The 25,277-nt window shown below is 60.0% G+C and carries 19 protein-coding genes; 12 read left to right on the top strand and 7 right to left on the bottom strand.

The window, feature by feature from the left end; genetic code table 11:
* Positions 1–9: 9 nt before the first annotated feature.
* Both ABRP87_RS06405 and ABRP87_RS06410 read right to left on the bottom strand, forming a co-directional pair.
* Complete coding sequence (locus ABRP87_RS06405) at positions 10–1,188, bottom strand: alpha/beta hydrolase (protein WP_349868099.1); 1,179 nt, start codon at positions 1,186–1,188, stop codon at positions 10–12.
* A complete protein-coding gene (locus ABRP87_RS06410) occupies positions 1,185–1,448 on the bottom strand; it encodes a hypothetical protein (protein ID WP_034659553.1) in 264 nt (87 codons plus the stop codon). The genes ABRP87_RS06405 and ABRP87_RS06410 overlap by 4 nt, the downstream gene beginning before the upstream one ends.
* A gap of 91 nt (positions 1,449–1,539) precedes the next feature.
* On the opposite strand from ABRP87_RS06410, the gene ABRP87_RS06415 reads away from it, so the two are divergent.
* Positions 1,540–2,355 carry a carbon-nitrogen hydrolase family protein gene (locus ABRP87_RS06415; protein WP_284637508.1) on the top strand — a complete coding sequence of 272 codons (816 nt, stop codon included), beginning with the start codon at positions 1,540–1,542 and terminating at the stop codon, positions 2,353–2,355.
* Here ABRP87_RS06415 and ABRP87_RS06420 read toward each other — a convergent pair.
* Together ABRP87_RS06420 and ABRP87_RS06425 are read right to left on the bottom strand one after the other, a co-directional pair.
* Complete coding sequence (locus tag ABRP87_RS06420; protein ID WP_349868100.1) at positions 2,352–3,590, bottom strand: FAD-binding oxidoreductase; 1,239 nt, start codon at positions 3,588–3,590, stop codon at positions 2,352–2,354. The genes ABRP87_RS06415 and ABRP87_RS06420 overlap by 4 nt on opposite strands.
* 57 nt (positions 3,591–3,647) lie before the next feature.
* Positions 3,648–4,853, bottom strand: a complete 1,206-nt coding sequence (locus ABRP87_RS06425) for an NAD(P)-binding domain-containing protein (protein WP_349868101.1) — start codon at positions 4,851–4,853, stop codon at positions 3,648–3,650.
* Positions 4,854–4,985: 132 nt separating this feature from the next.
* Between ABRP87_RS06425 and ABRP87_RS06430 the strand changes: the two genes are divergently transcribed.
* The 8 genes from ABRP87_RS06430 to fbaA all read left to right on the top strand — a co-directional run bounded on the left by ABRP87_RS06430 (position 4,986) and on the right by fbaA (position 15,956).
* Entirely contained in the window at positions 4,986–6,362 is a 1,377-nt protein-coding gene (locus ABRP87_RS06430; RefSeq protein ID WP_349868102.1) for a sodium/glutamate symporter, read from the top strand.
* A gap of 402 nt (positions 6,363–6,764) precedes the next feature.
* The gene (gene clpB / locus ABRP87_RS06435; RefSeq protein ID WP_349868103.1) at positions 6,765–9,320 is read left to right on the top strand and encodes an ATP-dependent chaperone ClpB; all 2,556 of its coding nucleotides are present in this window, start codon (positions 6,765–6,767) and stop codon (positions 9,318–9,320) included.
* 44 nt (positions 9,321–9,364) lie between these two features.
* Complete coding sequence (locus ABRP87_RS06440; protein WP_349868104.1) at positions 9,365–10,222, top strand: sulfurtransferase; 858 nt, start codon at positions 9,365–9,367, stop codon at positions 10,220–10,222.
* Positions 10,223–10,292: 70 nt separating this feature from the next.
* A complete protein-coding gene (locus ABRP87_RS06445) occupies positions 10,293–12,104 on the top strand; it encodes a TtfA family protein (RefSeq protein ID WP_349868105.1) in 1,812 nt (603 codons plus the stop codon).
* 86 nt (positions 12,105–12,190) lie between these two features.
* A complete protein-coding gene (gene pyrE, locus ABRP87_RS06450; protein ID WP_239269997.1) occupies positions 12,191–12,745 on the top strand; it encodes an orotate phosphoribosyltransferase in 555 nt (184 codons plus the stop codon).
* Between the two features lie 4 nt (positions 12,746–12,749).
* Positions 12,750–13,478 carry a TrmH family RNA methyltransferase gene (locus ABRP87_RS06455; RefSeq protein ID WP_349868114.1) on the top strand — a complete coding sequence of 243 codons (729 nt, stop codon included), beginning with the start codon at positions 12,750–12,752 and terminating at the stop codon, positions 13,476–13,478.
* 53 nt (positions 13,479–13,531) lie between these two features.
* Positions 13,532–14,737: a glycoside hydrolase family 76 protein gene (locus ABRP87_RS06460; protein WP_349868106.1), complete on the top strand. Its 1,206-nt coding sequence runs from the start codon at positions 13,532–13,534 to the stop codon at positions 14,735–14,737.
* Between the two features lie 184 nt (positions 14,738–14,921).
* Positions 14,922–15,956: a class II fructose-bisphosphate aldolase gene (gene fbaA, locus ABRP87_RS06465; RefSeq protein ID WP_023024081.1), complete on the top strand. Its 1,035-nt coding sequence runs from the start codon at positions 14,922–14,924 to the stop codon at positions 15,954–15,956.
* A 348-nt stretch (positions 15,957–16,304) separates the two neighbouring features.
* Here the strand turns inward: fbaA and ABRP87_RS06470 are convergent, their stop codons facing one another.
* On the bottom strand, positions 16,305–17,363 hold the full coding sequence (locus tag ABRP87_RS06470) for an HNH endonuclease signature motif containing protein (RefSeq protein WP_349868107.1): 1,059 nt from the start codon (positions 17,361–17,363) through the stop codon (positions 16,305–16,307).
* 178 nt (positions 17,364–17,541) lie between these two features.
* Here ABRP87_RS06470 and ABRP87_RS06475 point away from each other — a divergent pair, with 178 nt between their 5' ends.
* On the top strand, positions 17,542–18,756 hold the full coding sequence (locus ABRP87_RS06475; protein WP_349868108.1) for an FUSC family protein: 1,215 nt from the start codon (positions 17,542–17,544) through the stop codon (positions 18,754–18,756).
* Positions 18,757–18,881: 125 nt separating this feature from the next.
* Here ABRP87_RS06475 and ABRP87_RS06480 read toward each other — a convergent pair whose 3' ends face one another.
* Positions 18,882–19,700, bottom strand: coding sequence for a hypothetical protein (locus ABRP87_RS06480; protein WP_349868109.1), 819 nt, complete (start codon positions 19,698–19,700; stop codon positions 18,882–18,884).
* A gap of 88 nt (positions 19,701–19,788) precedes the next feature.
* Between ABRP87_RS06480 and ABRP87_RS06485 the strand changes: the two genes are divergently transcribed.
* Positions 19,789–21,081 carry an adenylosuccinate synthase gene (locus tag ABRP87_RS06485; RefSeq protein WP_349868110.1) on the top strand — a complete coding sequence of 431 codons (1,293 nt, stop codon included), beginning with the start codon at positions 19,789–19,791 and terminating at the stop codon, positions 21,079–21,081.
* A gap of 133 nt (positions 21,082–21,214) precedes the next feature.
* Here ABRP87_RS06485 and ABRP87_RS06490 read toward each other — a convergent pair whose 3' ends face one another.
* Positions 21,215–21,661: a hypothetical protein gene (locus ABRP87_RS06490; RefSeq protein ID WP_349868111.1), complete on the bottom strand. Its 447-nt coding sequence runs from the start codon at positions 21,659–21,661 to the stop codon at positions 21,215–21,217.
* A 1,736-nt stretch (positions 21,662–23,397) separates the two neighbouring features.
* Here ABRP87_RS06490 and ABRP87_RS06495 point away from each other — a divergent pair.
* On the top strand, positions 23,398–25,277 hold a 1,880-nt coding region (locus tag ABRP87_RS06495), incomplete at its 3' end, for a VaFE repeat-containing surface-anchored protein (RefSeq protein WP_349868112.1).

Here is a 25,277-nt window from a genome sequence, read left to right on the forward strand (position 1 = left end):
CAACCTGCGCTAATCCGTCCTCGATTCCCCAGCAGCCACCGTGCCCAGCCCGTGCAGGAACTGTGGGTCCTCCCAATAGGACCCGTGGTCCCCGGGCAGGCCATCCGCGCCGGGGAGGGGAGTGGCACCAAAGGACTGGACGGTGGGATCCGGTCCGTGGATCCCGCTCAGTGGCCCCGTCGCGATAGCGATGGGGTCATTGTCATTGGTCGCCGCCCACACGGTGCCGTGCAGCTCGCGGGCATGCTGAGCACTCGTACCGGGGCTTCCCACCAGCACAATATCGGAGGCGATTTCCTCCTCGCGCGCCGCGTATCCAGTCACGACGGAGCCATAGGAATAACCCACCACCGTTCGCTTTGCACCTGGATACCGCTTGCCGATGCCCCGCTGAAACCGCACCAACTCCTGCCCCGCCGCACGCGCGGGATCGGCGTGCACGGCGCGCGGCAAGCTCGACGGGGCCTGGTAGCCCAACCACACGGCGGCCGGCCCACCGCTTGCGGTGGCAATATTGCGGCCGCGGTCCACGGCGCGCTGCCAGGTGGTGGGGTCGGAGGAATGCACGCCTTCAACGAACGTGGTCACAGACGCTGGTTCCGTGCGAAAACCCTCCGGATCCACCAGCGCCACCAGTCGGCCGGGGCTGGTTTCGACGATGCGCATATCGGGGTTATCCGCGGCCAGCTGCGCCACGCGGTCGCTGGCTTGGGCGAGGTTGATCTCGTGGATGGTATCGAGGGGGAGATCGGCAAAATCCTCGAGCCGCCGCGGCGGTTCCACCCCGGCGGGCGTGCAGAGGGCGTCGATTTCTTGGGAGCAGAGCCAATCGAGGGCATCGCCAAGCGCACGTACCTCCCGCAGTAGCACGCCGCCGGCCAGTGCGGCGGGCCCAGAAAACTCATCGACCTTGCCCAAAAAGGAAATGATCCGCGCCTCCACCCCCTCGCGCCAGGCCTGCAGGTCCGCGTGCCGGTCAAGCACCTCGATGACCTGCTCCATCTGCCCAAGGGGGCTACTCAGCCACTCGGTCGCCTCCGCTAACCCGGATCGCGCCGCCACGCCCGCGGGCCCACCCAGCGATAGCGAGTGCCAATCGTGGTGCGAGTCCACATAGTGAGTGTGCAGGCCAGAGCGATCCGCGGCGAGCTGCGCGGCGCTGTGGCGCAGGGCAGTCGATAAATTCATCGCGCCCTCCTCAAGCTCGCAGCGAGCGAGGAATCGAGCGCGCCGCTGCGGTCCAGGAAGACGTGGAGGCTGCGCAGGCGCTCGGAAACGGTGGCATCGCTAAGCTGCTGCGTCTCAGACCACTGCGCCACCGCGCGCTGCAGGGCGGCAGACGTCCGGGAAGCCACGCTTAAGCGTGCCCCCGGCATAGCCGCCGCCGGCCGCGCCCTCAACGTGCGTACATGTGCGGGAAGGTATTCAGGAATATCTACATAACTCATGGCCTTAAGCGTGGCCGCTGCGGGCTGTGGCCGCGAGGGCAAAACCGCCAACCTGTGGATAACTAGGTGACGCTGCACTAAGTTGGGATTTATGAAAGTAGCAGCAGTGCAATTGACCTCCACCGGCAGCATCGAGGAAAACCAAGAACTCGCCCTGGATAAAATCCGCGAGGCCGCGGCGGCGGGCGCACGCCTTATCGTGCTGCCCGAGGCCACCTCGCAGAACTTCCGCTCGGGCCGCCTAGACGAGCAGGCGCAGAACCTCGAAGGCCCGTTCGCCACCGCGATTCAGGAAGCGGCGGAGGAGTTGGAGGTCACCGTCGTCGTCGGCATGTTCTGCCCAGCCGATACCATCGAGCGCGAGGATAAGACCATCAACCGCGTATCCAATACCGCGCTCGTCGCGGGCCCTGGCGTGCTGGGCGGCTACGAGAAAATCCACACCTACGATGCCTTTGACTACCGCGAATCCGATACGGTGCAGCCTGGGGAATCCTTGGTGACCTTCGACGTCGATGACCTCACCGTCGGCGTCGTGGTCTGCTACGATATCCGTTTCCCAGAGCAGTTCAAGGACTTGGCGCGCGAGGGCGCGCAGCTCATCGTCGTGCCCACCAGCTGGGCGGATGGCCCCGGCAAGCTAGAGCAGTGGCGCCTGCTCACGGCCGCGCGGGCGCTGGATTCCACCAGCTATATCCTCGCCGCGGGCCAATCCCGCCCAGGCGGCAACGCTGAGGCCGGGTCCCCCTCGGGCCCGACCGGCATCGGGCACTCCACCATCGTCGATCCCAACGGCGTGCGCGTGGCCGAGGCCGGCTACGAAGACGAAATCCTCTACGCCGATATCGACCCGCAAGAAGTAGCGAAGACGCGCCGCTCCCTGCCGGTGCTAGAACTTAACGACTAAGACTGCGCCGCATAATCCTCCGGCAGCCACTCCCGGTCGCGGCCCCAGCTGTGGCTTAAGATCCACTGCTTGCCGATGCCCCTTTTCTCCAACCCCCTCCTTCCTTCCGCTACCTCCTCGGCGCTGCCGAAGAGGGCGAAGTAGGTGGGTGTGCCTGTGGATAACTCGACCTCGTTGACTACTACATCGGTCGGGTCGGGGGAGAGGGTGTGGGTGGCGGCATCGGCAAGCGGCCGTGCCCCCAGCAACCACGGGTCGTTTTCCTGCCGGATGATGCGGCGCAGGCTGAGATCGGGGTAGAGGGCCGCAAGATTCTGCTGGAAATGCGTGTCATAGTGCGCGCCGGGGCTATCCGCAACGGCAAAAACCTGCAGGGCCAGGTTCTTCGCGAGGCCCTCCTCGCCCGCATCCGCGGCCTGGCGGGCCGCCAGCGCCAAGCACCGCGCCGCCGCCCAGCCCGTGCCATAGGCCACGATGACCAACCTGCCGCCGCGCAACGCGCGCAGGTCCTGCCAGATGGACCCGGTGGGCCGGCCCAAAGTCCACCAATCACCCGGCTTGGTATGCGCAAGCGACCGCGAAGCCTCGCCCACCGCGGCGACGTGGAAGACCAGCTGGCCGGTGGCATCGCTTGGCTGTGCGGGGGTGAGCATGCGCCATTGGCCGGGAAGGTACTGGGTGGTGACGGGGAAATACTGCCCCGGCTCAAAGGCTGCGGGCATTCCCGCCTCGACGCGAATGATCGCGGTTTCACGCGTCGGCCGATCCACCGCGACCACCTGCCCCGAATACGCCGGCGCCTCCCCAGCCAGGTCCGCCTCGCGCGCCGCAGTGGCCATCTCCGCGCAGACCTCGTGGATGACGGCACAAGCGAAGTCGTATTGGTACCGCGTCAGCGCCAATACCCGCAGGCCTTTGATGAGCGCCTCCTCGAACCGCGCGTACACCTCGGCCGGGAAGCCGTGCCTGCGGTGATCGCGGCCGAGCTGCGCAATCTTCTCCCGGACGCCCTCGGACAGCGCAGCCCCAACCCCGGATCCAACCCCCGTGCCGGCCTTGCTGGGCTCCGCATGTTCAATCACCCACGCCAATGCGTGCACCATGGACCGGTGGGTGTCCTGCATAGAAAGGGAAAAGACCTGCCGCGCCTCCGGCACCATGAGGAAAAACTGGTCATGTACCGCATCGCGGTAGTCGTCTGCATACTTCCGGAAGTGCTCGCCCAATTCCCACATGCTTTCCCATCCTAGTGTGCTTGCCTGCCTTTTAGCGTGCGCATTTTCGTCCTCGGGCTACAGTCCCAGCACCTTGATAACTTCACGCGCCGCCAAGCGCCCCGCGCGCGTCGCCCCCACCGTCGAGGCGGTCGATCCATAGCCGGCGAGGAAAACCCGCGGGTTCGCGACAGGCGAGACCTCGTTGCGCATGACAATCCCGCCCTTGCGTGAGCGCAAGCGCAACGGCGCCAGGTGGTCCAGCACCGGGCGGAAACCGGTATTCCAAAAGATGACGTCCACCGCCAAGTGCATGCCCGCCGGATACGGCTGCCATGCCGCCACGCTTTCCGATGCCCCCGCCACCTCACCGCTCGCAGACTCGCCAAACCGCACGCCGGTCGCATCGATGGCTTCGAACATGCCGCGCGAGACCAGAACGCCGCGCTCGACCGCATCCAGGTATTCCTGCCAGGGCGGAATCCCGGTGGTCGAGACCACCGAGGCTGGAGGATTTCCGCTAAAGACCCGCTCGCGGACCTTCTTTTCCACATCCAAGCCCCACTGCTTATCAAACTCCGTATCCGTAAAATCCGGTGCTCGCCGCGTGGCCCAAGTGGTTTGCGCGATGCCTTCAAGCTCCAATAAGAACTGCACCGCGGATAGCCCACCGCCAACGACCAACACGTGCTGGCCTGCAAAATCCTCCGCCGCCGAATAATCCTTAGTGTGCAGTTGGCGCCCGCCGAAACTGCCGATGCCCGGAATATAAGGAATATACGGCCTATCCCACGTGCCAGTGGCGTTAACGATGGTGTCCGCGGAAAACTGCTCGCCGGACTCCAGCGTCACGAGAAACGCGCTGCGCGCTGCATCCTCCCCGCGCAGTTCTGCTGCGCCTCTCGGCTCGGGCTCGCCATGAGCAGCGTGCACGCCGCGCGCGCCGGGCTCTCCGGGCAGGGCGCGGACGCTGCGGACGCGCGCCGGGCGGTAGGGTCGCAGTTGGAACTTGTCCTCGTAGGCGCCGTAGTAGTCGGCGACTACGTGGGAGGCGGGGGAGGAGGCATCGGCAAGCGGGGCGGGCATGCCCGGCAGGCTCGCGATGTTGTGGGCCTTGCCCAGCGTCAGGGAATCCCAGCGGTGACGCCAGGCGCCGCCGGGGGCGGGGTTGGCATCGATAAGCAGAAAGTCTTGGGCGGGGATAAGGCCGCGGGAGGTGAGCTGGTGGGCCGTTGCCAAGCCTGCCTGGCCCGCGCCGATGATGATGCTGAGGTAGTGCTCCACCGTGCCATTGTAGCGGGGGTGAAAAATCCGCCTTATGTTGTGGCTCACTACATGATAGGTAATGTACTTTTTGTCTGCGCGCTCGCTACTCGTGAGCAGCCTGCCATAACTGCACAGCTAGAAAGGATTCCCATGGAAGATTTTTCCGCTTATACGCTCATGCTGGACGTGGGTTGGATTTCCTTACTCATGGTCATCGGCAATATTTTGCGCCACCAAGTGAAGTTCATCTTCCAGGACTTATTGCTGCCTGCCCCCATCACCGCCGGCCTGCTTGGTCTGCTGGTCGGGCCCAACGTGCTGGGTTGGATCAACTTCTCCGATAACCTCGGCGATTACACCTCCATCCTCATCGCCGTGGTCTTTGCCTCGATGGCGTATTCCATGGAGGTTGGCGGCAACATGGGCAAGGGCGCGCGCAATATGTGGGGCTATTCCACCATGATGTTTACCGGCCAGTGGGGCCTTTTCATCGTGCTCGGCCTGCTCTTCTTCGCCCCAGTCTTTGATACCCCCAACTGGTTCGGCATGATGCTGCCGGTTGGCTTTACCGGTGGCTTCGGCACGGCCGCCGCTGTGGGTGGCGCGCTGGAGGGCGTTGGCGCCGAGGCGGCAGCGTCTCTGGGCTTTACCTCCGCGACCGTCGGCACGCTGGCCGCAATTATCGGCGGTGTCATCGCTGGTAACTGGGGCATCCGCAAGGGCAAGGTGTCCTACGTTCCCAAGGAGCTGCCGGAGGAGATACGCCGCGGCTACATCAAGAACCTCGATGATCGCCCCTCTCTCGGCCGCGCGACCACCAACCCTTCTTCCATCGAGCCGCTCGCGCTGCACTTCGGCTTCATCATTCTCACGGTCATGACGGCTTATGGCGTCAATCAGGGTATTTCCAGCATTTGGGAAAACGTTTCCATCCCGCTCTTTGCGATGTCCATGGTTATCGGTCTCCTCTTCCGCGCCATCATGAACTTCGTCGGCGCCGAGGACTACCTGGATAAGGATTCCGTATCCTCCATCTCTGGTGCCGCTACTGACTACCTCATCGCCTTCGGCGTGGCCGCCATTGTTCCTGCCGCTATCGCCTCCTACTGGCAGGCGCTGCTCGTCCTGTTCATCTTGGGCACGATCTTCTGTACCTTCTTCCTGATGTGGTTCCCCGCCGAGTTCTTTGGCGAGCGCTGGATCGAGCGCGGCATCTTCGGCTGGGGCTGGGCGACGGCCACCGTGGCCACCGGCATCGCCGTACTCAAGATCGTCGACCCGAAGCTGAAGTCCGGCACGCTTTCCGAATACGGCATGGCCTACATCGGCTTCGGCCCGTTCGAGATTTCGTGGACCATCATCGCGCCGATGGCCGTGATGTACGGGTTTACCGGCGCGTTCGGTGCCGTCTCGCTGGCCATTTCCATCGGCGTGTACTTGACGTTCAAATTCATGGGCTTGCTTCCGCCGCGCGGCACGATTTTCAAAGAGGGCATTGGCCACGTGGGCCAGAAACAAGAAACCTAGCCTTCACAAATTCACTCTGTGCAAGCCGGGCTCCCACACTTCTGCTGTGGCGGCCCGGCTTTGGCGTGCCGCCAATTCGCTTGCTTGCCGATGCCCGTCTACCCCCTGCCCTCATTAGCGCTGGGCGCCCCGTTTCGTGGCCTAGTCTTTCGCGTCATGGAGGGGTCCAGTCCTCATTAGCGTGGGACGCTCACTCCTGGGGTGCCCGATCTTCGATAGGGCTGTTGTGGCAGTGCGGTAGGGGCGCAGGAGGTAGCAGGAGGTATCTGCGGGGTAAAGCGCGAAGTTGAGCCGGGGGGACTCAAAAAAGTTGGGTTGAGTGGAATAGGCTCAACTTTATGTGCGTTATACCAAGTGAATCCTTAAAATGGATGAATAAATCTTAGAAGGAGAAACGTACAGATGAGTTCTTTTAACCCCACCACCAAAACACAAGAGGCGCTGCAGGAAGCCCTGCAGACCGCTTCCGCGAATGGCAACCCGGATATCCGCCCGGCGCACTTGCTGGCGGCCATCCTTGGGCAGGAAGGCGGCATTGCCGCGCCGGTGCTTAAGGCCACCGGTGTGGACCCGGATACCGTGCTGAAGGAAGCGCGCGAGCTGGTTAACTCTTATCCCAGCGCCGAGGGCGCCAATATGTCCAACCCGCAATTTAACCGGGATGGCCTGAATGTACTGACCAAGTCACAGGAATTGGCGGGCGAGCTTGGCGATGAGTTCGTGTCCACCGAAGTCCTCCTCGCCGCCATCGCCGGTTCGAAGACCGACGCCGCCGAGTTGCTGACCGGACGCGGCGCAACCTACGACGCTATCAAGGGCGCCTTCCCGTCCGTGCGCGGGGCCGCCAAGGTGACCTCGGAGAACCCGGAGGACCAATTCCAGGCGCTGGAAAAGTACGCCACCGACCTCACCGCGCGAGCGCGCGAGGGAAAGATCGACCCGGTTATCGGGCGCGATCAGGAAATCCGGCGCGTCGTCCAGGTGCTTTCGCGCAGGACGAAGAATAATCCGGTGCTGATTGGTGAGCCGGGCGTCGGCAAGACTGCGATTGTTGAGGGCCTGGCCCGCCGCATCGTGGCTGGCGACGTCCCCGAGTCCCTGAAGGGCAAGACGCTTATCAGCCTGGATCTTGGCTCCATGGTCGCCGGCGCCAAGTTCCGCGGCGAGTTCGAGGAGCGCCTCAAGGCGGTTCTGGATGAAATTAAGCAGTCTGAGGGCGAAATTATCACCTTCATCGATGAGCTGCACACCATCGTCGGCGCCGGCGCTACCGGCGAAGGCTCCATGGATGCGGGCAACATGATTAAGCCCATGCTGGCCCGCGGCGAGCTGCGCCTTGTTGGCGCAACCACGCTGGATGAGTACCGCAAGTACATCGAAAAGGACGCCGCCCTCGAGCGTCGTTTCCAGCAGGTCTACGCCGCAGAGCCGTCCGTGGAAGACACCATCGGTATCCTGCGCGGGCTTAAGGAGCGCTACGAGGTGCACCACGGTGTGCGCATCATGGACTCCGCCTTGGTTTCGGCAGCGGAGCTATCGAACCGCTACATCACCAACCGCTTCCTGCCGGATAAGGCCATCGACCTAGTCGATGAAGCCGGCTCCCGCCTGCGCATGGAAATCGACTCCTCGCCGCAGGAAATCGATGAGCTCGAGCGCATCGTTCGCCGCATGGAGATCGAGGAGCTCGCGCTGAAGAAGGAATCCGACGCCGCCTCCAAGGACCGCCTGGCCGCCCTGCAGGGCGAGCTCGCGGACCAGCGCGAAAAGCTCGGCGAGCTCAAGGCGCGCTGGGCCAACGAGAAGAAGGCCATCGATGACGTGCAGGATATCAAGGAAGAACTCGACGATCTCCGCCGCCAAGCAGAAATTGCCGAGCGCGATGGCGACCTCGCCCTAGCCTCCGAGATCAACTACGGCAAGATTCCGCCGCTGGAAAAGGACCTGGCCGCAGCCGAAGAAAAGGCCGCCGCCCAGCGCAATACCATGCTAGATGAGGAGGTCAGCCCGGATACCATCGCGGAGGTCGTCTCCGCGTGGACCGGCATTCCCGCCGGCAAGATGTTGCAGGGCGAGACCGAGAAACTGCTGAACATGGAATCGGTGTTGGGCAAGAGGGTCGTCGGCCAGCGCGAGGCCGTGACCGCCGTTTCTGATGCCGTGCGCCGCTCCCGCGCGGGCGTGGCTGACCCCAACCGCCCGACCGGCTCCTTCCTCTTCCTCGGCCCTACCGGCGTGGGTAAGACGGAGCTGGCTAAGGCGCTGGCGGACTTCCTCTTCGACGATGAATCTGCCATGGTGCGCATCGATATGTCCGAGTACGGCGAGAAGCACTCCGTCTCCCGGCTCGTCGGTGCCCCTCCGGGATACGTCGGCCACGAAGCCGGCGGCCAGCTCACTGAGGCCGTGCGGCGTCGGCCTTATACGCTCGTGCTTTTCGACGAAGTGGAAAAGGCCCACCCCGACGTCTTCGATGTCCTCCTCCAGGTCCTGGATGAGGGGCGGCTTACTGATGGCCAGGGTCGCACCGTCGACTTCCGCAATACCGTCATCATTCTGACGTCCAACCTGGGCGCCGGTGGTACGAAGGACGAGACCATGGAGGCCGTAAAGCACGCCTTCAAGCCCGAGTTCATCAACCGTCTTGATGATGTGGTTATGTTCGAGCCGTTGTCGGAGGAGCTGCTGCGCGGCATCGTGGACATTCAGCTGCGCGATCTCTCCGAGCGCCTGGCGGCTCGTCGCCTGACGCTGCAGGTATCTGATTCCGCGAAGTCCTGGTTGGCCGACCGCGGCTATGACCCCGCTTACGGTGCCCGCCCATTGCGCCGGACCATCCAGCAGGCTATCGGTGACAAGCTGGCGAAGAAGCTTTTGGCCGGTGATATTGCCGATGGCGATACCGTCCACGTCGACGTCGCCGATGGCGGCGCGGAGCTGGACATTTCCGCTCGCTAAATTACCGGGCGAAAAATAATGCTCATGCCTTTAGACTGGAAGGCATGAGCATTTTAGTTTCCCCGCAGGAACTCAAAGAATCCATCTACCACGGCGATCGTTTCACTCTTCTCGGCACCCACTGGCACCCCAAGACGGGCCAGAGCTTCATCGACTTTGCGTCGCAGCACATCCCCACCGCGCTTTTCGGCGATACCGGTGCGGCCTTCGTCGGCCTTCCGGGCTCGCGCAATGGCCGCAACCCGCTTCCGGACGAAGACAAGCTGCAAGCCTGGATCCGTTCTTGGGGCCTGCAGGAAGACCGCCCCGTGGTGGTCTATGACGAGGGCCGCGGGCTTTTTGCCGGCCGCGCGTGGTGGACGCTGCGCTGGGCCGGCCTAACTGATGTGCGCATCCTCGATGGCGGCCTGGAAAACTGGCTCGCGAACGGTTACCAAACCCTCACGGGTCCGGGCAATATCGCGGTCGGCTCGAAATTCGAGGTCACTCCCGGCCAGCTGCCTACCGCCACGATTGAAGACGTCCGCGAGCACGATGGCGTGCTCATCGATACCCGCTCGAGTAACCGCTTCGCCGGCCGCCGCGAGAACCTAGATTTGAAGGCGGGCCACATCCCCGGTGCGGTCAATGTTCCCGAGCGCCTTTTCCACAACGATGGGGTGCGCACGTTGAAGACCCCGGATGAAATCCGTGAGGTGCTGGCCGCAGCCGGATTGACCCAGGAAAACACCAAGGACGCAATCATCTATTCCGGTTCGGGCAACCACTCCGCACTGGCACTCGCGGCGATGGAGGACGCAGGATTTACCGGCCTGCGCCACTACATCGGCGGCTGGTCGCAGTGGTCTGCAGACCCGACCAACCCAGTGGAACGCGGGGATAGGACTTCGGTTGACGATTAATTCCAATTAATCACTCCGACTCCGACTGGTACCGGCACCGTGGGGTGCCGGTACCTATTATTATCGGGAGATGATGGCTTCTTTACTCCTGATTTTCGCACTCGTGCTCGGCATCGCCGGTGGCTTCTTGCTGTACTACGACCGCACGCAGCGCGCAGCCGATGCCCAGCGTGATACTGCATCCCAGCACGACCGGAAAGACTGGGACACCTGGGAAGACCAGGATGCGCCTTCCCACGCACGCCCCGAAACTAAAGAGGAAACTGAAGAGGATGCGGAAGACGCCGCAGGCTCTGAGGCCGTTACAGATCCTGAGAGCGAAGGCAGTACTGAGGCCCACCCCGGTTTCGAGGCGAAGTACTCGCCGTCCCCCGATGTTGAATCCGATCCTGATTCCATTCGCTCTTCAGGCCGCCACCATCGCACGGTAGGCGATTCGGACCGCAGCGGTGACGACAGGGCGAGTGAGGATAGCGCCAGTGACGCCAATGCCAGCGACGAAGCCAGCGCTAACGACTCCGAGGCTGTTTCAGATAATGGCGTTGTAAAAGGCGACGCCTCCACCGCAACCACTGCTGCCTCTACCTCCGACACCAATGCAGCAGCACCCGCATCCGGTTCTGACAGCGTCAACAGCTCCGACAATGTCGGCAGAACTGGCAGTGCTGTCCGTGCCAACACTGCAGGCAACACAGAAAAGACGTCGGAAGCTGGCGCAGATTCTGACATTAACCAGGATGCGGACTCAGACGCAGAAACGGAATCGGGTGCGGATAACTCCCTCGAAGAGGCAGGCCAAGAGGGGACTGAAGAGCCACCGGAAGGTCACGCAAAGCCTAAGCCGGTAGGGCGGCCGCGGCCGCTTATCCCTGGCACCATTCGTCGGGAGCGCAAGAACTGGGCGGAGACCCGGGGTTTTGAGTACATGAAGTCGGACCAGTACCTTGTCGATGAATGGACAAGGGGAGTGGCCTCCTCCGGCGCCGCGCCGAAAGACATCGTTGCCGGCAACGTGTATGGCCACGAAATGTTGCTGATGGATATCGACGGCGTGAATGTGATGGCGATGCGGACGGGGGCGGCATCGGATGTGGTCGTTGATTTTCAGCGCTTCGAAAGTCAAGAGGCCGAGATGTCCGAGGACCTGCTATTGGCCATGCGCATCGAGGGTTTCGATGTATATTCCTCCGATCGCGGCGTGACGGAGCGGATGGTGGACGAGCGCGTGCGCATCGCGCTGCAGCGCATGCCGGAGGTGGTCTCGGCGCTGTGGCTGGAAACCGAATGGGTTTTGGCACAAACCACCAAGCACTCGCGCACCGCGGATTGGGAGGCAATGCTGCCGCCCCTGGCTTTACTTGCCGATGCTTCCCGCGTCCTTCCGCCCCGTTCCTCCTCCGTGCATACCATCCACCTTGAGGACTTGGACCCGGCCAGGGAGATTCCCGCCGCGCCTGTGGTCGACGCGGTGGGTGGAACAGCGGCGGCGGGACAGCCGGAGTTTTCCCGGCCGGTCATTCAACGGCCGGAGGAACCGTTGGATATGCCCTCGCGCACGTATTCTGAGACCCGCGGCCCAGTTGAGCACACTGCGCTTGGGGCGGACGAGGTCGATGCCATTGCCGATGGCAATGAACGCCCCACCCCCGACTCGGGCACCGCCCGCCTGCCGCGCCAGCAATTCGGGGAGGCTTCCATCTTCGACGACGCTTCCGATGATGCTTTTGGTGACGACCTCGGTGACGCGGCCAAAGACTCGTCCACCGGCTCAACCAGAAATTCTTCTCGAGGCAGCTCCCAAGACGCCAGTGGCACGGCCGCTGCACGGGAGAAAGAGGATACAGACCGCTATGACGATTCCGGGTCGCAGCAGGGAGAGTAGCCTAGAATGTTGCGTTGGCCCACATAGCCAGGACTTTCCTCATATGCTGAAAACTCTAAAGAAACTCTAGAAAAAGGAGCAATGCGATGACTGAAGTGCACCTGCAAGAAGACAAGAAGAAGCGTCTCGCGGAACTGGTCAAGGAGCTTGCCGTGGTGCATGGCAAGGTTACTCTGTCCTCGGGCAAAGAGGCCGATTACTACGTCGATTTGCGGCGTGCGACCTTGCACCACGAAGCCTCCCGCCTCATCGGGTCCTTGCTCCGCGAGCTCACCGCCGATTGGGATTTCGCGGCCGTGGGAGGACTAACCCTTGGCGCGGATCCGGTAGCGACCTCCATCATGCATGCCGAGGGCCGCGATATCGACGCCTTCGTCGTACGCAAGGAAGCTAAAAAGCACGGCATGCAGCGCCGCATCGAGGGCGCGGATGTGACCGGAAAGAAGGTGCTGGTGGTCGAGGACACCACCACGACCGGCAACTCGCCGCTCACGGCAGTCGCCGCATTGCGCGAGGCTGGAGCAGAGGTGGTCGGTGTAGCTACCGTCGTTGACCGCGCTACCGGCGCCGAGGACGTCATCTCGGCCGAGGGCCTTGAGTACCGTTCTTTGCTTGGCTTGGGTGACCTTGGACTCGCGTAACGAGATGGACCAGGAAAGCCAGGAGGCGCCCGCCGGGCAGGCCGAGAGTTCTGCGCAACCAGAGCAGCAGGAGCAGCCCGAGGAGGCGAAGGGTCCCACCGAATGGAACGAGGGCCGCCACGGCGTGGGGCCCTGGGAAGGTCCCTGGCCGGAAGGCACGGAGGCGGACAAATACGATCCGGAGCTGCTGCGCGAGGGCGACCGGCGCAATGTCGTCGACGCGTATCGGTATTGGCGGAGGGAGGCGATTAAGGGGGATATCGATAAGCGGCGGCACAGCCTGCATATCGCCATCGAGAACTTTGAAAATGACGCCAATATCGGCACCGTCGTGCGCACCGCCAACGCCTTTGCCGTCGATACCGTCCACATTGTGGGGCGGCGCCGGTGGAACCGCCGCGGTGCCATGGTGACAGATAGGTATCAGCATCTGCGGCATCATGAGAGCGTCGATAAGCTCATTGCCTGGGCAGCCGAGCAAGACCTGACGGTCGTGGCCATTGATAACACCCCCGGTTGCGTGCCCCTCGAAACCGCCGAACTGCCGGAACGCAGCCTGCTGCTATTCGGGCAAGAAGGCCCCGGCGTCAGCGCCGCCGCGCAAGATGCCGCCCTGATGACCTGCTCCATCGCGCAATTTGGCTCTACGCGGTCCATCAACGCGGGCGTGGCCGCGGGCATCGCCATGCATGCCTGGATCCGGCAGCACGCCGATCTGAACAATTCCTGGTAAGAGATCGTTACACTAACTGTAATAAACCTTGCTACTGGAGTGATAAAGAAATCGTGGAAGAAAAGTGGGCCCACCGCGCCGAACTCGCGGAAACCGCCATTGATGAGCGCCATGCGCATTCCGTATGGGGCCTGCCGCGAACCAACCTCGCCATCGTCAGCTGGCCGCCCACCACGAAAGAAAAGCTCCTCGTGCACTGGCACTACTGGTGGCAGGCGCACTACCTTGACTGCCTCGTCGATGCTGCGGAGCGGAAGAATACTAAGGGCCGCCGCCAGCGCATCCTTGACACCATGCGCGGGATTCGCGTGCGGAATCTTGCGCAGCTGACCAAGAATAAGTACTTCGACGACAAAGCCTGGCTCGCACTCGCTTTCGGGCGCGTGGGCGAGGTAAAGAAGATGAAGCAGCCCAAGGCGTTGGCGTCTTTGCAGCGCAATATTGTCGAGGGACTCGATGACTCGCTGGGCATATTGCCGTGGCGCGATGGCGAGAATTTCATGAACGTGCCGGCCAATGGGCCCGGTGCCATCATGCTCGCGCGGATGGGAGATATTACCGCGGCCCGCCGCATCGTTGACTGGGTCTACGACAACTTGGTCAATGAAGATGGCTTCATTATGGACGGCGTGCGCATGCGCATGGACGGCCCCGAAATTGTCAAACAAGTCCACCCGTACTGCCAAGGCGTGATGCTCGGGGCATGCCTGGAGATTGTGTTGGCGATGCGGGAGGAGTCGAGCATCGGCAAGCTGGAGCAGATCGATAGCGTCTACGAGGCCGAACTGGCATCCGAGATGATGAGCTACATCATTAAGATTCGGGGCCTAGTGCAGGCTATTGCTTCCGGGATGGCGACTCCCTCCGGCGTCGTGGATTGGGAGACCGGTGATGGTGATGGCGGCCTGTTTAAGGGCATTCTGATGCGTTATCTTGCCGATGTTGCCGTGCGGTTGCCCGGGGACTCGCCCGCGAACCGGGCCACCAAGAAGCTGGCGACCCGGATGGTTGTGGCGTCTGCCGAATCCGTGTGGGAGCACCGGCTCGAGGTCGATGGCTTGCCAATTTTTGGCTCTGACTGGACTGCCGATGCCCGCCTACCGCACAACTACGGCTTCGGGCACACAACCGTGAGCGAGAAGATGGGCATCATTCGCGTGGATGAGCGCGACCTATCCGTGCAGCTGTCTGGTTGGATGCTTCTGGAGGCGTGCGCCCGGGTGGCTCGTGACCTGCATAAAACATCGGGTCGCGATTAACCGCGTTTAACCGTGCTGTTAAACACCTTGCGCGGGGCTTGTCGTGTGGGGGCGCGTCATTTTTGAGAGTTGGGTAGTAAACACAGGAAATGTCACACCAATTTTGCGGCGGGATTCCGGAAATGTGGGCATAATTGGGTGTTGGAACGTGTTTGACCGCAATCCCACTTAAGGATGGAATTTCATGCCAATTGCAACCCCCGAGGCGTATAACCAGATGCTGGACACCGCGAAGCAGAACGGCTTCGCATTTCCAGCCATCAACTGCACCTCGTCTGAAACGATCAACGCAGCACTGAAGGGCTTTGCCGAGGCAGAGTCTGACGGCATCATCCAATTCTCCACCGGTGGCGCAGAGTTCGGCTCTGGCCTCGCGGTCAAGAACAAGGTTAAAGGTGCTCAGGCCCTAGCCGCTTTCGCGCACGAGGCAGCGAAGCACTACGGCGTCAATATCGCCCTGCACACTGACCACTGCCAGAAGGAAGTTCTGGACGATTACGTTCGTCCGCTGATGGCCATCTCCCAGGAGCGCGTCGACCGCGGCGAGAACCCGCTTTTCCAGTCCCACATGTGGGATGGCTCTGCTATTCCGATCGATGAAAACTTGGTCATCGCCCAGGAGCTTCTGGAAAAGGCGAAGAAGGCACACATCATTCTCGAGGCAGAGATTGGTGTTGTCGGCGGTGAAGAAGACGGTGTCGAGGCCAAGGCCGGCGATAACCTGTACACGACTCCGGAAGACTTTGAAAAGACCATCGATGCCCTGGGCACCGGCGAGAAGGGTCGCTACCTGTTGGCCGCAACCTTCGGCAACGTGCACGGCGTCTACAAGCCCGGCAACGTGAAGTTGCGCCCCGAGGTTCTGCTAGAGGGCCAGAAGGTTGCGCAGAAGAAGCTCGGCCTGAGCGAGGGCGAGCACGCCTTTGACTTCGTCTTCCACGGCGGTTCCGGTTCCGAGAAGGAAAAGATCGAAGAGGCGCTGCGCTACGGCGTCATCAAGATGAACGTGGACACCGATACCCAGTACGCGTTTACCAACCCAGTGGCTCGCCACATGATGGAAAACTACGACGGCGTGTTCAAAATTGACGGCGAGGTAGGCAACAAGAAGGTCTACGACCCACGCTCTTACCTGAAGAAGGCAGAGCAGGGTATGTCCGAGCGCGTCATCGAGGCATGCCAGGACCTCCACTCCGTGGGTAAGACCACGGCCAAGTAGGACGAGTCGAAACTAGCTCCATGTTGAGCTGAAGCCTAAGGCGCGACCGTGCAGTAGGCACGACGAAGTAGCCGTTTCCCCCTGTGTGGGAGGCGGCTCTTCCTATTTCTGGTCCGATCTCTGGACCTATTGCTGGGCCCATCTGTGGGGTGCGAGGATGCGGCGGGGCCTTGCCGGGTATGAGACAGAGCAGGCACGTATGCCAGATCAGCCAGACAAGCTATGCCGGCCCGACCAGCTTTGCCAGCGAGATTGGACAGAAATATAGGCTGGCAAGGCCAGGCGGGAACGGCAGGCCCAGCGACCCGAGTGGATTAGACGGACCAGACGGACTGGGTGGGGTGAGGATTAGGCGTAACTCCTTGTTGGTCGTGGTGAATGGGCGGGTGAGGGGATGAACCGCGGGTTACCGCTCCACGGCGGGATCCAAGCGATGCGGCCCTTGATGCGAACCATGCGCCCGCGTGCGGTGGGTCGGGAATCATCATCTTGGTTCACCGCATTGTGATGGGCACAGAGCGTTACGAGGTTTTCTTGGTTCGTGGGGCCGCCGGCGGCCCAGGCGGTGAGGTGGTGGACTTGGGCGTCATCGGCAGGCGTGGAGCAGCCGGGCCAAGCGCAAATAGGATGTTCCGCGCGGGCTAGCATGCGCTGCTTCCAGCTGGCCATGCGTTCGGTGCGATACAGGTTTACCGCGCCGTGCTCGGGGTGAACCAAGCTGACGTAACCACGTTGGGCGAGGGTGCGGGCAACGAGCTGGGCGCCGGACATGCGCGCGCCGTTGGAAAGCTGAAGCATGATGTCATCGCCCTGGCCAGCAGTGATGTGATCTAGTTGGTCGAGGGTAATGATCACATTGGTATGGACCGCGGGGAGCGCGCCGGGATTGCCCTCGAGGATGACCTGCTTGGCCGCCGCAAGCGGGTTTTCCTTATCCACGGAAGCGAGAACGCCCTTGATATCTGCGATATCCGTGGGGTCCGCGGTGATGGAGATGGTGTGGGGGCCATTGGGGCGTCGGGTGTAGCGGACGCCGTGGGAGGGCCGCTTGGCGGGGTTGAGCTGCTTGAGGCGCTTTTTCGCGATCGCCGGGATCAGGTGGGCTTCCGCGCGGCAGAGCTCCAGGCGGAGATCCCAACTGCAGTTGGTGTCTTTCACGCGGTGGGCGAAAGACTCGATGCTTTCAAGCACAGCGAGGTCGTGGCCGCGTGAACGAGCTGCCTCGCAGGCGAGGCGCTGCTTGCGGCTATTGGAGGTGCGGCCGAAATAGGTGTGTTGCAGGCGGGCGAGTTGCGCGGCGAGGAGCTGGCTGGCGCCGGCCTCGATGAGCTGCTGTTCGGAGCATCCCTGAAACTCGGCGACGAGGTCCACACCGCGACGGCAAAGTTGCAAAAATTCTGTGTTCACGGCTCCTGACCGTAAAAGCGGAATGGGTATGCGGCAATGGATAAGTAGGGCGAAACGGCGAATCTGTGGAATTCTCGCGCTGCTGGGGTCGCTGAGGCGCGCATATAGCGCGTTATCCACAACCTGGCGCGGGCCGGGATGCGGGTATTCGGGGGGCGGTGGTAGAGAGCGGTCTTCTATGCTGGAGGACATGTCGGAAGCGAAACAAAGAGTCTCAACGAGGCAAATGCTGCGGGTGGTGGACCGCTCAGTATTATCGCGTCTGCAACGCATCCGTTCGCGCTTCGTTTATATAATCCAGGCCACCGTTGGTGCCGCATTGGCGTATTGGGTGGCTAGCTCTCTCTTTGGGCATCCGCAGCCGTTCTTCGCGCCTATTTCCGCGGTTATCATCCTGGGGCTTTCGGGCGGGGACAGGATGAAGAAGGCATTGGAGATGTCGCTAGGCGGCATCGTCGGCGTGGCTGTGGGCGATTTGCTCTTCCAAGTGGTGGGGCAGGGCCCGTTCCAGATCCTGTTCATCGTGGGAGCCGGCCTGGTGGTGGGGTCCTTTATTACGAAATCGCCGCTGGTGTCCAACCAGATTGTTTTTGGTTCCATCCTTATCGCCACGATTTTTCCGCCGACCGAGGGGCCGGGTGGCTTGCACCGGGCCATCGACGCGATGATTGGTTCCGGCATTGGGCTTATCACGATTGCACTGATCCCGAATTCGCCGTTGAAGGAAGCAAGGCGCGAGGTGTCGAAGGTGCTGCGGATTGCATCGAGCATTCTCAATGACGTCACGCATGGCATCCGCGATACCAATCCTGAGATTATTCGCGATGCCCGCGATGCGGTGCGCGGCACGCAAAATGACGTGAATACGCTGTTGAGTGCGGCGCAGTCGGGCAGGGAGGCATCGGAAGTATCGCCGCTTTTGTGGACCTCGCGCAGGAGCATTCGGTCCCTGGAGCGCATCCTGTTGCCGGTAGATAATGCGGTGCGCGGGGTGCGGGTCTTATCGCGCCGCGCGCTCGTGCTTACTGAAGACGGTGATAGCGTGTCCGAAAAGCAGCTAGAGCTCTTGGAAGAACTATCAGAAATTATCCTCGCGGTGGGAGAGCTTTACGGCAGGCAAAAGCGGGACCACGATGAGGCGATAGAGATACCCGAGCTGGTACAGCGACTGCGCTACGTGGGTGGTCAAGCAGGCATGGATCTTATCGAAGAAGACGCGACGCTTTCTGCGTATACGATTCTCGCGCAGACGAGGTCCATTGTTGTGGACATGCTCATGGTATGCGGGCTCTCGCGCGAGTCCGCCGTTGCGCACCTGGTTCCTACCTCTACGCACCCGGCGTTCCCGCCGGAGGTGTGGGAGCGCAAAGATAAGCCGAAAGGGCAGAATTAGCAGGACCACGCCCGGATATCCGCCGAGCGGGGCGCTTGCCGAGTTGCGCGAGCTGAGTCAACCGAGGGCCGAGTCAGCGGAGACGGGGTGAGCTGGCTGGACCGGCGTTAGCTGTGACGGGTGGACTAGGGGCGCACGACTTGGAGGTCGCGCAGATGGCGGTAGAAGGTGACGCGGGTGAGGGGGCGTTTGTGGGGGATGGCATCGACAAGCACGCGCAGCTGGGGGCCGCCTGCCTGGACCGCGCGGCCGGTGTGGACGGAGTCTGGGTCGAGGCGACCGGGCTTGCGCAGGAGGGAACGCAGGAGGCGGCCTTCGGGCTCGACTGGAGAGGTTGCGCGGGCCGCCAGGATGCCCGGGGCATCGGTCATGGGGACCAGCCGCGCGCCGAAAGTGCGGCGGCCGGAGGCGGCGAGGGTGTCATCATCGATGATGATTTCACCGGTAAGCGGGCCATTCGACCAATCTGAGATGGTTGCTGAGCCGGCGACGGCCTGGCCGGAATCATTGCGGATGAGCGGCACCGGGCGAACCGGGGCGGTGCGGGCGACCTCGAGGGACTCCTGCGGCGCGGCGGGCAGGCCCCAATTAGCGGCGGCGGCCGACTCGCCCGTGGGAATGAACGCTACCTCAGCCCACAGGTTATCGGCGCGCATGAGCCGGGTGATGACGGCGTTCAGCGCCGAATCCGAGCCCGCAACCACGATGCGCAGGCGGTCCTCCAGGTAAGGCTCCTGCGGGGCGGCGGCAGGGGCGCCGAGGTGGCGGACATCGGGCTGCGCGGCGATCTCGTCAAGCGAAGGCGTGGGGTCGTGGGGGAGGAGGTTGGTGGCGGCGGCATCGATAAGCGAGAGCTCCTTGCGGGAAGGAACGGCCGAAAGGTCATAGGCCTCTGCGGGCAAATCAACGCCGGGGGCGCCGCAGCGGAGGAACAAAAAACTCATGCACATCATGCTACGTGGGCTATTGCGGCCAGAAAAGTGTAAGGTAAATGCGTATTTTGGCTTCAATAATGAGGAAGTGACTTAAAAGATGGCAGCGATCGTCATTGTCGGCGCCCAATGGGGCGACGAAGGCAAGGGCAAGGCTACCGATATCCTTGGCGGGAAAGTTGACTACGTAGTCAAGCCGAACGGCGGCAATAACGCCGGGCACACCGTCGTGGTCGGCGGTGAAAAATACGAGCTGAAGCTCCTGCCCGCCGGTATTCTTTCTGAAAACGCCATTCCCGTGCTGGGCAATGGCGTGGTGATTAACCTCGAGGCGCTCTTTGATGAGATTGATGGCCTGGAAGCGCGCGGGGCAAATGCCTCCCGCCTGAAGATTTCCGCGAATGCGCACCTCGTGGCGCCGTATCACCAGACCCTCGATCGCGTGCAGGAGCGTTTCCTGGGCAAGCGCGCCATCGGTACCACCGGCCGCGGCATTGGGCCGACCTACGCCGATAAGGTCGCGCGCATTGGTATTCGCGTGCAAGATATCTTCGACGAATCCATCCTGCGGCAGAAGGTGGAGTCCGCGCTGGAGATCAAGAACCAGATGCTGGTGAAGATGTACAATCGCAAGGCCATCGAGGCAGAGCAGATTGTGGAGTACTTCCTGAGCTATCGCGAGCGCCTGCGCCCCATGGTTATTGACGCGGAGCTTGAGCTCAACCAAGCGCTTGCCAATGGTCAGAACGTGCTCATGGAGGGCGGCCAGGCCACCATGTTGGACGTCGACCACGGTACCTATCCGTTTGTGACTTCCTCGAATCCGACTGCGGGTGGGGCATCGGTTGGCTCTGGCATTGGGCCGACGAGGATTAAGACCTCGCTGGGCATTATCAAGGCCTATACCACCCGCGTGGGCGCCGGACCGTTCCCTACCGAGCTGTTTGATAAGTGGGGCGAGTACCTGCAGACCACCGGCGGCGAGGTCGGCGTGAACACCGGCCGCACACGCCGCTGCGGTTGGTACGATTCCGTGATTGCTCGTTACGCTACGCGCGTAAACGGGTTTACGGATTACTTCTTGACCAAGCTCGATGTGCTGACCGGTATTGGGGAAATCCCTATCTGCGTGGCTTATGACGTCGACGGCAAGCGTTATGACGAGATGCCGGTTACCCAGTCTGAGTTCCACCACGCCGAGCCGATTTTTGAAACCATGCCGGCGTGGGACGAGGACATATCCGAGTGCGCCACCTTCGAGGAGCTTCCGCAGAAGGCACAGGATTATGTGCTGCGCCTTGAAGAGCTGTCCGGCTGCCGCATCTCTTATATCGGTGTCGGACCTGGCCGCGACCAAACCATCGTGCGCCACGATGTCATGGAAGACCAGTAACGGACACAGTTGCATGGATGAGCCCCGCCTAGCCGCGAGCTCATAAAAATGAGAAGGGGCGAGGTACCTTGGTGAGGTACCTCGCCCCTTATTTTGGATCCTCGTGACTCCCCGAGGCTATGCCCGTTCAGCTTTAGTAAGCGGCTGTCAGGTTGTCGTAGCCATTGATCTTGAGTGCTTCCAGCACGCGGTCCACGGCTGCTTGGTCAGTATCCGGGTTATAGGTGTCCGGGAAGGTCAGGTGTGCGCTGTGGCTGTCCTTGAAGTCGATGTTCATGAACTCGTGGCCCAGCTCGTCGGTAGCGAGCGCGAGTTCGCGCTGCACAGCCAACTTACCGCTCTGCAGGATGGGTGCAGAGTAGTCCTGGTCTCCGTTGATTACATCTTCCTTGTCACCGGTGATGCGGCCCTTTTCGGCATGAGCGCCGGGTTCATCGGACTGGTTGGTGGACTGTTCAGCGTCAGCGGTCTGGTTTACCTCTGGCTCAGCAAGCTGGTCTTGGGCATCGACTGGGCCGGTGCTGCCAGTTAGCGGTAGTACAGCAGCGATGGCGCTAGCAATAAAAGAAGGAATAGACATTTCCGATCCTTTCTGGGTTAGTGTCTGAAACCGATAAAAATACTAGCACCGTAAAAGGCGAGTAACTATATGGAATTCAACTTGTTGATTCGTTCATTAAAATTTGTTTTAGAAGCTATTGACGGAAAAAATGCTTTAGTCCAATATGTGGCATTAGACCCGCATTATTCGTCTTGAAGTGTGACATTCGCTATTAAGTTTAACCGGAGTGCAATATAATACAACGCCGGTGGGTGCGAGGGGTGCACTGGAGGTTGACGCTAATAAAAGCTGACATTTGATGGGATTTAGCTCATTAAAGTGGCTTAAGCCAAAGTAGCGTCCATTTCCTGTCAAACTTTAGAAAAGCAGACTGTAACTTTGGTTTATCCCCCATTTTAGTGGACGCTTCAATTACTGCACGACTTCTATTTACAGTGCAATTCTGCGCGAAGTATGCACGTTTTCCTGTGACGTTTGATACTTCTTGAAAGCATTTTCTTAAATGCAAATAATTTTCTTAATCAGTGCCTACAGGGGAGTTATACATAACTGAATAATGTCTGAAGGTAAGTTGAATCGAGCATGTGGTCGCCATTGTTTGCGGTCTTTCATTTTGGGAGTTCAGGTGATTGAAGGCTCGTATTGCGTAAAACCAATGTTTGTGACTGTTTAAAAAGTGTACCGACATTTAGTGGGGTGCAAGACTGAGTTCAGAAAATGCTGGTAACAGCGTCAATAGAAATGGTAAATCTACTAAAAGCTGTAAGTTATCTATTAACCTATAGTATTCTGGAGTGAAGTTCACCTACGAACAAAGGTTTACTTATGACGGTTTTAATTGCCAGCTTCCGTTTATCGGTAAACCGGAATTGGCATAGTAAATTCGTTGACGTATCACTTGGATAAGTTTGAAATACTTCTCTTTGAACGCATGGACTGGTACTCTCCTAAAGGCACAAACGGTGGCGATCGTAGCGGTTAGTGAACAGGGATCGTCTATCGTGTGTGCAAGTTTCACATTTAGGTTCTACACAGCTGAAGTTCGAGTTGTGTAGATGCGAATTGTAAGAAGATGTTTTTTTAAAGGGGAGAAGATGAGCGGAGTGCGCGATTTATCCCGAAGGAAGTGGACTGTATTAACCGCAATCTTTGCTGCATTTGCGGTTATTGCTGCTATGGTCACTGTTCCCTGGAATCAAGCAAATGCTGAGGAAAGTAATCCTACAGATTTTGAGCCAAATGTAAGTTTGGGAGATGTAAACAAGATTATGCCCAAAGGAGTAGATACTTCTTGGGGGCCACTTGTTTGGGCAGGAACGCCGCCAGAGGGTGCTGGTAAAGGAAACCCGAACAACAACGTGGGATGGGGCTGGTGTATCGAACCATTCGCCCAAATCCCACTGCAAACAAATCGGGTATATGCGAAGGAAAACGCAGAAAGGCTTGAAATCTCACCCGAATACAGGGATGGTGTGATCAATCTTGCACGGAAATTGAAGGATGCAGCGAAGCGGAAGGATAGTAAGGCTGCTGCAAACTACTCCGTGTATTTAGCAGCTTTAATTGCTGAGAAGGACACATCACGGGCTATAGCTGCCGCTACTATTACTGGCCGAGACCCATCTTACGGTGCGCTTGATCCAGGTCAGCCTACATACCCTAGCTTTACGGGAAGCCACGAGGAATTTACGGAACTGACTGGGTATCGAATTGTAGACGACTATGACCCGCCAAAATTCGAAAAAGATCCATCCGTGCAGATTCCGGAACAGCCTGAAGATGCTTATATCACGATTGTTCGTCCTCACGATGATAAAGGTAGGGTCGATAAAACACGCAGGGACCAGCCTGTGATGCCGCCGGATCAGCCTGGTCTACCTGATACCGAGGGGGACGAGCCGGAGGAATCCACGACTCCCGAGCAGCCTTCCGAGGAAGAAACCACGGAAGATGAGCCTACGGAGGAAGAGAGCACTCCGAACTCCACGGAAGAGCAGCCTTCCGATGAGGAGACCTCGACAGAGGAGACCACTTCCTCTGAGGAACCTTCGACGGAGCAAACCACTACTCAGCCAAGCACTGAGCCTAGCGAATCGACTCCAACTACTAGTGCATCCGAGAAGAAGTTGCAGCCCAAGATTCGCACCAAGGCAGAGTTTGCCGACGATGCTGACCAGGTTGTTGCTGGTGCCAAGGTGAAGGATACGGTTCACTATGAGGACCTGGTCCCGAACAAGAAATACACCCTTGAGGCTGAGCTGAAGGATAAGGCTGGAGACCACCAGGTCGTCGGCAAGGGCAAGAAGACCTTTACTCCAGAAAAGTCCTCCGGCGACGTGGACGTGGAGATCACTGTTGACAGCGGTCTTAAGAAGCCCATTGACGCGGCAGTTGCTTTTGAAACCTTGACCTCTACTGAGGTTGATGCGGAAGGAAAGTCCAACTCTGACTCTGACAAGAAGAATGTCATCGCAGAGCACAAGGACCTGAGCGACGAGGCGCAGACTGTAAATACCACCTGGAACCCAGAGATTTCCACCAAGGCGAAGCTTGCCAAGGGTGAATCGGTTGAGTCCGGCGCTAAGGTAACCGATACCGTTAAGTACAAGGATTTGGTCCCAGGGAAGCAATACACCCTGAATGCGGAATTGGTTAATAAGGCAGACGAATCTGTAATTGGTAAGGGTGAAAAGACCTTTACTCCGAAGAAGTCCGCTGGCAACGTTGACGTGGAAATCACTGTTGATAGTGACGTCAAGAATCCGGTTAAGGCTGCGGTTGCCTTTGAGGAATTGACCTCTACTGAGGTTGACGCCGAGGGCGAGGGCACTCCGGATGCTGAGAAGCCAAATAAGGTTGCTGAGCACAAGGACATTAACGACGAAGACCAGACCGTAAACACTAAGAAGGACAACCAGCCTTCGGAGTCGTCTTCGTCGGAGACTTCAACGACTAGCTCGAAGCCAAGCGCCTCGGAGTCCAAGAGCTCTGAACCATCGACGGAGAGCAGTTCGGAATCTGAAACCTCGGAGCCGTCGGACTCGGAGACGTCCACTTCGAAGACTACGACCAGCACTGAGCCTTCGAGCACGACTTCTTCGGAAAAGCCGGAAGAGCCTGCTGATACTTCGGCAAAGCCGGAGATTTCGACGAATGCTGATTTTGCTCAGGGTTCGCATGAGGTTGTTGCTGGTGCTGAGATTGTTGATGAGGTCAGCTATGAGGGCTTGGTTCCTGGTAAGGAATACACGCTGCAGGCTGAGTTGATTAGCAAGGCCGATAAAGAGACTGTTTTGGGTAAGGGTGAGACGACCTTTACTCCGGAGAAGTCTGCTGGCACGGTTGATGTGAAGATCACTGTTGATAGTGATGTGACGGAGCCGGTTGAGGCTGCGGTTGCCTTTGAGGAGTTGACTTCTACTGAGGTTGACGCTGAGGGTGAGGACACTCCGGATGCTGAGAAGCCGAATGAGGTTGCTGAGCACAAGGACATCAATGATGAGGATCAGACGGTAATCTCTGAGGATTCTAAGAAGGTTCTGAAGCCGGAGATTTCGACGAATGCTGATTTTGCTCAGGGTTCGCATGAGGTTGTTGCTGGTGCTGAGATTGTTGATGAGGTCAGCTATGATGA

Origin of the sequence: Corynebacterium sp. KPL2830 (genome assembly GCF_040225635.1) — a bacterium.
Lineage (GTDB): Bacteria > Actinomycetota > Actinomycetes > Mycobacteriales > Mycobacteriaceae > Corynebacterium.